Here is a 13065-nt window from a genome sequence, read left to right as displayed (position 1 = left end):
TTTAAATTTTATTGGACAAATGTAACTATCTTCTTTTCAAATTTTGTTCACATTTGAAAAAATTAATTTCCGAAATTATATCGCAGTGTAAACCCTGAACGAATATTTGTCAGTGGGAAAGAAGTTGATATTACAGCTTTAGAAAACGCATGGTCATAATAGAAAATGGCTGTTAGGTTTTTGCTAAAGGAATAATCGGCGGTTAATTTCAATGACCAAAGATTTTGTCCTCCGGCTAATTGATTGTTGTCATAATCTAAATACCGAACAATGGTTTGATTGTTACGATATGACAAATCCGCTTTTATAATAATATCACTTTTTATAATTCCAGTAGGACTATCAGCTAAACTGGAAGAAAAAATCACGTCTTTGATCCTGTATCCCATTCCAACTACATATTCAATACCTTTAACTTCTGTCAATAAATTATTATCAAAACTCATAGATAATGCTCTGTCTTTTTTGATTTCGGTTAGGATTTTTAATGAATTTTTTAATTCAAAATCCATTCGAATAAGCGGATTAAACTGCTCTACTAAATTGACATTGGACATAATGGTTTGATTATAATAATTACCATTTAGATCCTTCCCTTCAGGATTTTTATCATATTCGAAATTCGACCTGAAAGCATTAATCGTATAAGAAGCTCTGTAATTTTGTTGCAAAGAGAAACGTTTGAAATTCTTTTTGAAAAAGTCAAAACGCATCAGCCCATTGTATTTTATAGACCAGTTTGGCACTGGAAAGCTTTTGAAAATTCCCAAAGAAACACTCGAGGCACTTTCTCCTGAATAAGCCGCTAAAAAGGCCGGTAACAAAACTGCTTGATTATTTTTTCCGAAGCCTTTTGGGAATCCATCAGCATCAATATTAGCAGGATTGCTAATATCAATTCCACGTTCAGTAGCTAATCGATTAGCGACTGGAAGCCTATTTCTTCTAAAATCATCAAATGCTGCCGACGCATTTTCATCACTGGCAGAAAAAGAAGTCTTAATTAAAATAGTCGAAATGGAGAACATTCCAAAACTGTATGGAGATCTTGGGTTATAATCCAAAATTCCATCATTATTGCTATCTGAAACATCATATTGCTCTGAGAAATTTTCTGAATACGCTCTGTCTAATGATAAATCTATTTTTAGATCCGGTAACAAATCTATATTTACTGTTGATTTAAATATCTCATTGTTTACCTGAGTGAAATTTTGGTTAAAGTCCTGATAGTCGGTAAGCCATCCGTTTTTGGCAGCTTCATATCTTACATCATCCTGGCTTCCGAAAATAAATCCAATTGTAGGTTTTGAAGATCCAAAGAACCCAACACCGGGAGTATAACCAGGCAAAACTGTACCTCTATTTTTGGTGTAATTAGCTTGTATAGTTTTCACACTTGTTAAAACACCTATCAAACCATTTAGGAAATTGTTCTTTTTTGGAACCAGAACATTTGTATCTGTTATTTTTTCTCCGGGTTTAGGAGCAGCAGCTTTCGGCTTAGCCTTCAATTGCGATTTTTGTGTTAAGCCCACATATTTATAAAACAAATCCATGTTGCACGTAGCATTCAAATTATGCGAGATTGCATTCTGTACTGTGTTCCCTAAATTATAGTTTGTTCCTCCTATATTTATTTCAGACAATGCTACAGAAGCTCGTTGCCAACTATAATCTCCCGTATAAGAATAGTTCGCTTTTATGAAACTAAATACCGGTATTTTGTCAAGTGGAATTTCATAATTCAACACTAATTGTTGCATGTGTTGATTTGATTCTCCAACATTCAAATAACTATCCCAAATAGTCAAATCATCTATTGGAACATTATCAGCGTTCATATAGTTTTTTACAATATTACCTGATGATGCCGTATAATTGAATTTTAGGTTTTTCGTTAAATTATAATTAAACCCGTACTGATAATTAAAAGCATAGTTCCTTCTGTACATTGGGTCAAGACCTATTCCCTGAACATCTACTTGTCTAAATTGTTGACGGTTGTATTGTCTAATAATATTCGTATTGAAATTGATATTAGACGGCAAATAATTAAAGTTGAAGTCACTAAGTGCTTTCCAATACGAGCTTTTCTTAGTGAATTTTGATTTCTTAAAGGGCTCAATTGGTTTAGGTTGAAAACTAAATGCATAATCAACCGCCGTATTTGATTCCTGATTTGTAAATTGTTCTATTTCAAAATCATGGTGCTCCACTTCGTTATAAGACTGAGAAAAAGTAAAGTTTTCTGCATCATATACTCTTTGTTTTTGTTCAGGTCCTCTTTCTTTTCTTACTCCAATAAAATTGATGCTTTTCCTTTTTGTATAATCAACTGCTCTATTTTTGATATTATCTCTTTCGGCAGCATCAGTAGTACCATCTAATAATTGTTTTAGTTTGATATCTTCATTAAACGGGTCGTATTCAGGAGTTATAGTTTCTTCTCCAATAGCATAGTTAAATGGCAAATTGAGTCTCCATTTTGGAGGCAATAACTTACCTAAACTAAAATTAGTAACAATGTTATATTGCTCAATATCTTCACGGCTTCTATCATTTGGCCCTTGTTCTATTCCTCCAAAACCAATGGTGCTTTTTCTACCAGTGGCAGAAATAGTAGCAAAATCAGCAAAATTTGTATCGATATTCAATACTGCAGCCATTCCTCGACTGTTATCCATATCGGCAACGCGAAGTTCGTCGAACCAAACTTCCCCTTTTATACTATTATGCGTTTCATTACTTTTTACTCCCATCATCAAATTCCGAATCATCCCAAAATTAGGATTTCCTCTAATTCCCAGCCTCAATTTAGGATCTCCATCCCCATTCTCAAAAACATCAAGATGGTCATCAGGATAATAGATATCATCCAATGCATCTTTTGGCTTATTAATTTTCATGTCCGTAAGCAATGCTAATGACAAATCAATTTCATTATCAGCTGGCCAAACTTCTTCAGCGCTCAAAGCAGCACAATTAGCTCCTCCTGCTGTAGATCCTGCAGGTATCGTTACAAGTAATTGTTTTTCGATTTGATAAAAATTCTGGGTAAAGTCATTTCCAAAACGGATGAAACCTATCATTTGACCGTCTCCAAGAGCAATTTCGTCTGGCAAAGATTCCGCGTGCAAAAACATTTTCAATTTTTTGAACTGTCGCATATCGACACTTACGTTTTTGAAAACGGCTCTCGAATCTTTTATTTGTAAACCATCTCCTGAAACTCTTAAGGATAAGGATTGTTCGTTTTGATTGATAATGGTATTATTGTTATACAATTGCTCTCTTTGAACTCCTGGAGGAACAATATAATTTACAGGACATCTGTCGTTGTTTTCTTGAATATTTACTGCTAATACATCTAGATTTGTACCATCATTAGTCGGGTCGGGATCAGTTGGATCAAGTGTATTTGTGTATCTTCTCCAATCTCCTCTTACTAAATCCAAAGCACCAAAACGAACCGTTACTTCATTACTGAAACCAGTCATAAACATTCTCATAAAACGAATTGATCTAAAATCAGATATGTTTCCAATTATATTTTGGGGCTGTGAAACTGGAATTTTAAACTGAATCCATCTCGCATCAGTAACAGCTCCGTTGTCCATAGTTATCTGAGTGTTTCTAATATCCGTAACATAATTTTGACCAACACTCATTCCAGGTTTCACATCAACACTATATTCATAATACGCATTGATGGTATTCATCGTATTATCTTTGTTGATATCTTCTACATCAGGATCAGAAGTTGAAGCTCTATTAGCGTCATTAATATCAACTGCAGAGTTTCCATCGACACCATTATAGTCTCTATATCGATCAATGATACTTCCTGAAGCATTCAAATAATAAGAATAATCATCTGCTGCAGGATCGGGTTGTGACGCAAAATTATTATAAATTGCTCCTTCTTTGGCATCAGCCAAACCATCTAAACCTAAATCTTGATTGGTTCGATTAGCCGCATTGGCATCAAAGGCATAAATTAAAGATTGTGAAGCAGGCACATCCCCCCAAATAGGTTGTGGGTTTGCTTTTATTTGATCTGGTCCAAGACCGTTTTCATATTGTTTTCTTCCATCTTTTAAAATATCTTCTGATATTTCTCCTAAATTGAAATAAATTTTACCTGTATTTGTCTTTGGTATTTCACCGGCTCCTATATAAGGATCTAATACCCAAAACTGGATATATTCAACATTTCCTTGCTCGAAATTGGTCGAATTTAAAGAGCGCATAATTCCACCGAAATTCTCTTTTGGGTTGGTAGCAAAATTCAAACCATTATTATACGAACCTCTTTCAGTAGGATAATAAGTTAAATCCAAAGTGTTTATAACCTGTGATTGTCCTTGCGCAATATCCGTCAGCGGGTATAATTCTTCGCTGAAAATTCTTCTTGTAGTATTTAAAGACAAATCGTCATTTGAAATTCCGGATGGCTTTTGAGTATAAAATACGGGGTCAATTGTGTACCAAGATAATTTAGCTCTTTTAAAACCATAACTCAAATCGTTTGCGCTTGCATTAAAATTATAGAGGCTTTCGGTGTCATTTAGTGGTGTAGACGATAATTTCCATGCATAAGGAGATCGCATATCAATTGTAGATTGAGAACCCTCAAAATCATCTACATATATGGTTGATTCTCCCTGAAAACTGTTTCCTTTTGGATCTTCAGGTTCCAAAAATGCGATTTCACCTCTCACCGAAAGATTAGAAGGCACATCCGTATCCATATTAGGCAATTTATTTACTAATCGGGTAAAAAATGGAATTTCTGAGGAGTAATTACCGTTGAAACCAAACATATTGTTGTTCACGGATTCTTGTCCAAAACCAGATTTCTGTGTAAATGGTCTTTCGTTTAGTTTTAAGAAAGTGGCTCCAATTAAAAATTTATCGGTGAAATTATGCTCTACATAAACCCCAAAAAAACGTTTAGTTTGCTGTCCAAAAACGGAATTGTTTTCTAATGACACGCTAATTGGCGTGTTTGATGCCTGAAGTGAAGGATCTAGAATTTGAACTCTTCCCAGTTGGTAATTCACGCTATAATCAATTCCTTCTACCAAAACTCGTCCGCCGGCTGTAACAACTACGGAACCTCTAGGAACGTTGAAAGCACCAATCGGAATCCCATCACCTCCTGAAGATTTGTATTTTCCTCTTAACAGGAATTTGTTTTTATCGCTATCTTGTAACGCTCCTGATTGTGTATTAGCATACATATTCCGGAACACATATTTTTTTTGATTTTCATTATAGGTGCTAGCATTCTTATAATCTTCTCCGGCACCAGTAGATAATTTTGAAAACAGTAATTCACCAAAAGGTTCTTTGGTTGTAAATATTATTCGACCATTTTGAGTATCTATAGTCAATCCTTGCATAAAGTCAAAGAAACCATCACCACCAGTTTGCGGATCATTATTAAAATTCAGTTTGTCTAAATTGAATACTTTTAATAAAGGTGTTTCGGCTACTTCATTTCCTGGAGTTGGGTTAGAAGGAAATGGAGTAACTGGTGTAATATAATTTAATGGAGAAGGATCCGTATAAAGAATATTAAATCTAAAGTTTTCTTGTTTTAACTGATAGGCTCCAGGAATTTGATAAATATTTTTCATCATTAAATTCCAAACCGGATTTTTAACATTGGTCAAATTACTTTTTAGCATTTTCAATATTAAACTTTGGGTTATGATAGCCTGGTCAGCCGGAGTTGTCCCTGATACAACAGTTGCGTCTACACCATCATTACCAAATTCTCCTACTTGGTATACTTTGTCTCCAATTGTATATTGATAAGCAACTGCAAGAACTTCGTCATTAGCGAGTCGTTGCTGTAAGGAAATATATCCTAATTGGGGATTGAAGGTGTATTCGTTTGCATTTAACTTTCTGGCATTTTCTAACTTGGAATAATCAGCTCCCTCATTGACAGTGACTTCAAATCCTGATCCCGATGTAGCAATTTCACGTATGTTTTTGTTCAACAAACCAGCATCTATACCTGTTTTACCTATTTTAGCAGGGTCAAAATCATTATTTGAGTTATCAGTGGGTGGATTTAGAGTGGTAGGATAATTAAAAAAATCCGCTGGTATAGGATCTAAAACAACTATTTCATTATCATTTATAGGAATATTGTTTGTGTCTGTTAATTGTGCTTCCCCTAAATCCTGAAGTGCAATGATATTTCTTAAGTTGTTTCCAGTGGTTGTATTTACACGATTTTGCTTGTTGGTAACCCAAATTTCCAATCTTGAAATTTGAACTCTACTGTCAATAAATGGGTAATTTTTTAAGGCTGAATCGTATTTATTTCTAAAATATTGCGAAAGGAAAAAGTGTCTGTCGTTATCATAATCAAGCGCAAACATATCGAAGTCCTGAATTGTTCCGCCACCTTCGGCAACTACGGTTTTGGTCTGTGATTTTTGTTCTGAGAAAACTCCTGTAATAGATGTTTTGCCAAATTGCAATTTGGTTTTTACCCCAAATAAATTTTGCGCTCCTTTAATTAAGGAACTGTTCAAAGGCATACTAACATTTCCTACTTCGATTTTTTGAATGATATCGTCTTCCGTAGGAGTGTATTCTAACTTAATTAAGTTCTGAAATGCAAAAGTGGATTGGGTATCATAATTGACATTTACATTCAATCGAGTTCCCACTTTTCCCATTAAACTCATACTGATTCTTTGATTAAAATCGAAAGAAGTCGTGGATCTGTTTCTTGGAGAAAATGCAGGATTGTCTTGTTTTGTATAGCGAAGACCAAAATCCATTTCTATAGATCCTGTAGGTTTTACATCAATTGTATTACTACCAAATATGGTTTCAAAAAGTCCTGATTTAACATAATATCGTGGCAACAAATCTTTTTTTCCGTCTTCGCTGCCCTCTTTTTTTCCATCAATGGCATCTAATTTTTGTTTAAAATAGTTGCGCATTGATTCCTTTCTTACTAAATCTTCATATTCTTTTGGGCTTAAAATAGTTGGATAGTTTGTTGGAAAATCACCAATAGTTTTTGTTAAAATATACATCCCCGTAACAGGGTCATAAGAATATGCCTTGACAATGCTTTGCGGGTCTTTAATTTGAATTTTTCCTGTGGAGAATCCAGTCTTACTCGTATCCTGAGTTGCAGGATTTACTTGAGCTTGCGATACAAAACCGCAAAATAAAAAAATTAAAAATGTACAAATTTTATGCACGAAATGGTCCTTTATTAAATACTGTATCTTCAACTTTTATAAGTTTTTTAAAGCTTGCTTAATAATATATTCAACTGAACTCTCTGGGGCATCTTTTATAATTTTTTCCACTATCCTTTCTGAAGCTTTTCGAACAAAACCCAAAACCTCCAAAGCAGATAACGCTTCATCTCTGTTTGTATTGCTTTGTGACATTGAAACTTCGTCTAAATCGTATAGTTTTAGCACTTTGTCTTTCAAATCAAGTATCACTCTTTGAGCTGTTTTGCTACCAATTCCTTTTATGGATTGAATTGTAACCACATCGCCTGAAGCGATTGCATTTGTAATTTGTTTTGGATCTAATGAGGACAACATCGTTCTTGCAATGCTGGCTCCAATTCCCGAAACAGACAATAGTAATTTAAAAATTTCTCTTTCTGATTTCTCCACAAACCCAAATAAAGTATGTGAATCCTCCTTAATTTGAAGATGTGTAAACAATTTAATAAAATCAGTAGTAGGAAGCAATGAATAGGTATGTAAGGAAATATTCACGTGATACCCAACGCCACCACAGTCAATAACCACTTGTGTTGGTGTTTTTTCTATTAATTTTCCTTGCAAATGTGCTATCATTTATGAATTTTATATCTCCAAATATAACAAAACTTATATAAATTTTCATCAAATTTACATACGTGCTGCTATAGTTGAAGAATTATTTCGTTGCTTTTAATTTTTTCTTTTCTTTTTCCTGGGCATCAATCACAGCAATAGCAGCCATATTTACCATTTCTTCGACACTTGCTCCCAATTGAAAGATGTGAACTGGTTTTCCCATTCCCAACATAATTGGACCAATAGAGTCTACTTTGTTCAGTTCTTTTAAAAGTTTATAGGTAATATTAGCTGATTCAAGATTAGGAAAAATCAATACGTTTACTTTTTTACCTGCCAGTTTCGAAAAAGGGAACTTGGCTTTCAACATTTCTGGATTTAAAGCAAAATCAGCCTGAATTTCACCATCGATTACCATTTCTGGATGATGTTTATGCAAGTAGTCAACTGCTTCTCTCACTTTTGATGCGCTTTCGTTTGTTGAAGAACCAAAATTTGAAAAAGAAATCATTGCAATTACAGGTTCAATTCCAAACATTTTAGCTGCATTTGCCGTCATAATAGCAATTTTTGCCAAATCATCTGCTGATGGATTAGTATTTATCGCAGTATCAGATAAAAACATTGGACCTCGATTGGTCATCATCATATTTGTTGTCGCTATAAGAGAAACCCCAGGCGCTTTGTCAATAAGCTGTAACATTGGTTTAACCACTGATGGATAACTTCTGGAATGTCCTGTCAATAATGCATCTGCTTCACCTTCATTGACAAGCATTGCTGCGAAATAATTTCTTTCGCGCATTAAATTCTGGGCGTCAAATAAAGATATTCCTCTTCTTTGTCTGGTGCTCCAATATACTTTTGCAAATTTGTTTCTTCTTGGCTCCTCGTCACTTGTTTTTGGATCTATAATGGGAACATCGGCATCAAAACCAAGTTCTTTTTTTAATTCCAAAATCACCTCTTTCTTTCCTAACAAAATAGGGAAACCAATTCCTTCTTCATATACAACTTGAGCAGCTTTAAGTACATCAAGATGGTCTGCTTCGGCAAAAACAATTCTTTTAGGATCCATTTTAGCTCTGTTGATCATCAATCGAACCATTTTATTATCATTACCCATACGATCCAAAAGCTCTTCCTCATATTTATTCCAATCAAGAATTGGATTTAAAGCCACACCTGAGTCCATGGCTGCTTTTGCCACTGCTGGGGCTACAACGGTTATCAATCTTGGGTCAAAAGGAGACGGAATTATATAATCGCGACCAAAAGTTAATTTGGTAGCGCCATACGCAATATTTACTTGCTCAGGAACGTGTTCTTTAGCTAAAGCGGCAAGCGCTCTAACAGCTGCCATTTTCATAGCTTCATTGATTTTTGTGGCGCGAACATCTAAAGCACCACGGAAAATATAAGGAAAACCAAGGACATTATTGACTTGATTAGGATGATCTGACCGTCCGGTTGCCATAATAACATCTTTTCGGGTAGCAATTGCAAGGTTATAATCAATTTCAGGATTTGGATTTGCCATTGCAAAAACGATTGGATTTTTGGCCATTCCCAATAACATTTTTGGCGTCATTATATCTCCCGAGGATAATCCCAAGAAAACATCTGCACCAACTAGAGCTTCTTCAAGACTCATTGGTTTCTTGTCTATGGCATATCGAAGTTGTAAAACAGATAAGGATGGATTGTCTTTTGTCAAAACACCTTTACTATTAAACATTAAGATATTTTCCAATTTTACTCCAAGTAAAATATACATATTAGCACAAGCTAGAGCGGCTGAACCTGCCCCTGAAACTACCACTTTTAAATCCTTTGGTTTTTTACCAGCTAATTCTAATGCATTCAATAATGCTGCTGAGGAAATAATTGCGGTTCCATGCTGATCATCGTGCATTACCGGAATATTTAATTCTTCGACTAATCTTCGTTCTATTTCAAAAGATTCTGGAGCTTTAATATCTTCAAGATTGATTCCTCCAAAGGTTGGAGCGATATTTTTGACAGTCTGAATAAATTCCTCAATGTTTTTTGTTCCAACTTCAATATCAAATACATCAATCCCGGCAAAAATTTTGAATAACAATCCTTTTCCTTCCATTACTGGTTTTGAAGCTTCAGGCCCAATGTCACCGAGCCCTAAAACCGCTGTTCCATTTGATATTACTGCAACAAGATTTCCTTTTGCCGTATATTTATAAACATTATTTATGTCTTTTGCGATTTCTAAACAAGGCTCTGCAACTCCCGGTGAGTATGCCAATGAAAGATCTCTTTGGGTGGCATATTTCTTAGTGGGAACTACCTGAATTTTTCCCGGTGTAGGTTTTGCATGATATAATAATGCTTCTAATCTTTTACTATTCTTATCCATTATTTTAAATTTTATTCGTACACACAAAGATATAAGACTTGGCTTAAAAAGGAAGCTTTTATAGCATTCATTTTACAAAAAATTACTCTTCTTGTTATATAAAAAAAATAGCTGCACAATTTGCAGCTATTTATCATGTAATTTGAATTTGAATCTATAATTTACTTCCGCTTATGTAAGAATCCAAATATTGAATTGTATCTTTTTGCATATCTATTATCGATTTTACAACATCTCCGATAGAGATAATCCCTATTATTGTATCATTTTCTAAAACCGGCAAATGTCTAATTTTTTTAGTGTACATCAATTCCATACAATAATCCAGATTATCTGTTGGCTTTACAGTTATCACATTTTCTGCCATAATTTCGTGAACTAGTGTTTCTTTCGATGATTTATCCTTCAAAGCGATTTTTCGAGCATAATCTCTTTCAGACAAAATACCTTTTAATAGATCATCTTCTACTACCAAGATTGCTCCAATATTTTTCTCGCTCATTGACACCAATGCTTCATATACTGTAATTGTTGGCAGTACTGAATATACTTCTTTTCCTTTCTTGCTCAAAATTTGATTTACTGTCATAATAGAATAATTTTAGTGGGTTATAAATTTAAAAAAAATATTCAATAAAGCTGACTTTTTTAATAAAATTAACTAATATGAAATCTATCTAAATACTAAAGCAAGGGAAAAATCATTTCAAAAATTCTATATTTCGCTTCAATCCTTCAAATTTTGTTCTTTTCAAAGGAGAATTTTTAAAAACAGACTTAAAAGTCTCTTCTGTGATTTCTGTCCAATCTTTCTTTGACATTGAAAGTATTTCGGGATTGGGATTAAAAAGTGGCTCGCTATGAGGTTTCGAAAATCTATTCCAAGGACAAACATCTTGGCAAACATCACAACCAAAAGCCCAATCATCAAACTTGCCTGTCATTTCTTGTGGTATATTTTCCTTGAGTTCAATTGTGAAATAGGAAATACATTTGCTGCCGTCAACTACATAAGGAGAAATAATAGCTTCGGTGGGACAAGCATCAATGCAAGCTGTGCAAGAACCACAATGATCAGTTGTGGCATTGTCGTATTCTAGATCTAAATCGATAATAAGTTCTGCAATGAAATAAAAAGAACCAACCTTTTGGGTCAATAAATTGCTGTTTTTTCCAATCCAACCCAAACCACTTTTGGCTGCCCAAGCTTTATCGAGAACCGGAGCTGAGTCTACAAAAGCACGACCTGAAACTTCACCAATATTTGATTGAATAGAAAAAAACAATTCCTTGAGTTTTTCCTTGATGACAAAATGGTAATCCTGTCCGTAAGCATATTTTGAAATTTTATAAGAATCTTGATTTTGAAATTCGGAAGGATAATAATTCAACAAAAGTGAAACAACGCTTTTGGCATCATCGACCAATAAAGTTGGATTTAATCTTTTGTCAAAACTGTTTACCATATAGGACATTTGACCGTTCATATTGTTTTTTAACCAATGTTCCAACCGTGGCGCTTCTTCTTCTAAAAATCCAGCTTTGGATATGCCACAAGATAAAAACCCGAGGCGCTTGGCTTCGGATTTTATGAATTGCGAGTATTTTTCTTTGTTGTTTATCAACTGAAAGATTAAAAAAGACCTCCTTGAATATTCGTTCTTACTTTTCCAAGATGTTTATATGCTTTTTCTGTAACTTCTCGTCCTCGTGGTGTTCGCATAATGAAACCTTCCTGAATTAAAAAAGGTTCGTAGACTTCTTCGATGGTTTCACTGCTTTCTGATACTGCAGTCGCCAAAGTAGACAAACCTACAGGTCCTCCTTTGAATTTATCGATAATGGTGTTTAGTATTTTATTGTCCATTTCGTCCAATCCGTGAGCATCGACATTCAACGCTTTTAAGGCATAACGAGCAATTTCAATATCTATAGTCCCATTTCCTTTGATTTGAGCAAAGTCACGAACCCGACGTAATAAAGCATTGGCAATACGCGGTGTTCCACGACTTCTGCCAGCAATTTCGATAGCGGCTTCCATCGAAATAGGCATTTTTAAAATCGTGGCACTTCTTTCTACAATTGTAGTTAAAAGTTCGGTTGTGTAATATTGTAGTCTTGATGAAATTCCGAAACGGGCGCGCATTGGAGCAGTCAATAAACCGGAACGTGTGGTCGCACCAATTAAGGTAAATGGATTTAGATTAATTTGTACTGTTCTGGCATTAGGTCCAGATTCAATCATAATATCAATTTTGAAATCCTCCATTGCCGAATATAAATACTCTTCGACAATTGGGCTTAATCTATGAATTTCGTCAATAAACAGAACGTCTCTTTCTTCGAGATTGGTAAGCAAACCTGCCAAATCCCCAGGCTTATCGAGAACTGGCCCTGAAGTGATTTTTATTCCAACTTGCAGTTCATTGGCCAAAATGTTTGCTAGAGTAGTCTTTCCTAATCCCGGAGGTCCGTGAAATAAAGTGTGATCTAGCGCTTCATTTCTTTGGTTTGCTGCTTGAACAAAAACTTTCAGGTTTTCCAATATTTGTTCCTGCCCTGCAAAATCGTCAAAAGATAATGGCCTCAATTTTTTCTCGAGATCTAGTTCTTCTGGATTATAACCGCTGTTTGTTGGATCTAAGTTTTCATTCATTCTACAAATATAACAAAGTTATAAGCAAATAAAAATGCCTTTCGAAAGGAAAGGCATTTAAATATATTTAGTTTATTTTAACCCGTTGGGTGCAATTATTTAAAGTAAAATAAATTGAATAAATATTGGTCAAGATACTGAAATTCAGTATCTTGAAGTCGCTAAACCGCCAATAT

At 34.5% G+C, this 13065-nt stretch carries 6 protein-coding genes; all 6 read right to left on the bottom strand.

The genetic code is table 11. The features are described from left to right. Window positions 1-62: 62 nt before the first annotated feature. The gene (gene sprA / locus ACH2BV_RS11310) at window positions 63-7241 is read right to left on the bottom strand and encodes a cell surface protein SprA (RefSeq protein WP_395050838.1); all 7179 of its coding nucleotides are present in this window, start codon (window positions 7239-7241) and stop codon (window positions 63-65) included. 36 nt (window positions 7242-7277) lie between these two features. Next, window positions 7278-7859, bottom strand: coding sequence for a Holliday junction branch migration protein RuvA (gene ruvA, locus ACH2BV_RS11305; RefSeq protein WP_395050837.1), 582 nt, complete (start codon window positions 7857-7859; stop codon window positions 7278-7280). Between the two features lie 82 nt (window positions 7860-7941). Further along, the gene (locus tag ACH2BV_RS11300; protein ID WP_395050836.1) at window positions 7942-10233 is read right to left on the bottom strand and encodes an NADP-dependent malic enzyme; all 2292 of its coding nucleotides are present in this window, start codon (window positions 10231-10233) and stop codon (window positions 7942-7944) included. 154 nt (window positions 10234-10387) lie between these two features. After that, window positions 10388-10822 carry a CBS domain-containing protein gene (locus ACH2BV_RS11295; RefSeq protein WP_395050835.1) on the bottom strand — a complete coding sequence of 145 codons (435 nt, stop codon included), beginning with the start codon at window positions 10820-10822 and terminating at the stop codon, window positions 10388-10390. A 112-nt stretch (window positions 10823-10934) separates the two neighbouring features. Continuing rightward, window positions 10935-11858, bottom strand: coding sequence for a tRNA epoxyqueuosine(34) reductase QueG (gene queG / locus ACH2BV_RS11290; RefSeq protein ID WP_395050834.1), 924 nt, complete (start codon window positions 11856-11858; stop codon window positions 10935-10937). A gap of 8 nt (window positions 11859-11866) precedes the next feature. Then, on the bottom strand, window positions 11867-12889 hold the full coding sequence (gene ruvB / locus ACH2BV_RS11285) for a Holliday junction branch migration DNA helicase RuvB (protein WP_395050833.1): 1023 nt from the start codon (window positions 12887-12889) through the stop codon (window positions 11867-11869). Between the last annotated feature and the right edge of the window lie 176 nt (window positions 12890-13065).

It is taken from the genome of Flavobacterium sp., from assembly GCF_043780635.1.
In the GTDB taxonomy this organism is placed as follows: Bacteria; Bacteroidota; Bacteroidia; order Flavobacteriales; family Flavobacteriaceae; genus Flavobacterium.
The sequence above is the reverse complement of the archived record's forward strand: the minus strand, read 5'-3'. Positions and strand labels throughout refer to the sequence as shown.

Coding starts and splice junctions, on each gene's coding strand:
- ruvA (WP_395050837.1), bottom strand. CDS start 7,859: ATGATAGCACATTTGCAAGGAAAATTAATAGAAAAAACACCAACACAA.
- ACH2BV_RS11300 (WP_395050836.1), bottom strand. CDS start 10,233: ATGGATAAGAATAGTAAAAGATTAGAAGCATTATTATATCATGCAAAA.
- ACH2BV_RS11295 (WP_395050835.1), bottom strand. CDS start 10,822: ATGACAGTAAATCAAATTTTGAGCAAGAAAGGAAAAGAAGTATATTCA.
- ruvB (WP_395050833.1), bottom strand. CDS start 12,889: ATGAATGAAAACTTAGATCCAACAAACAGCGGTTATAATCCAGAAGAA.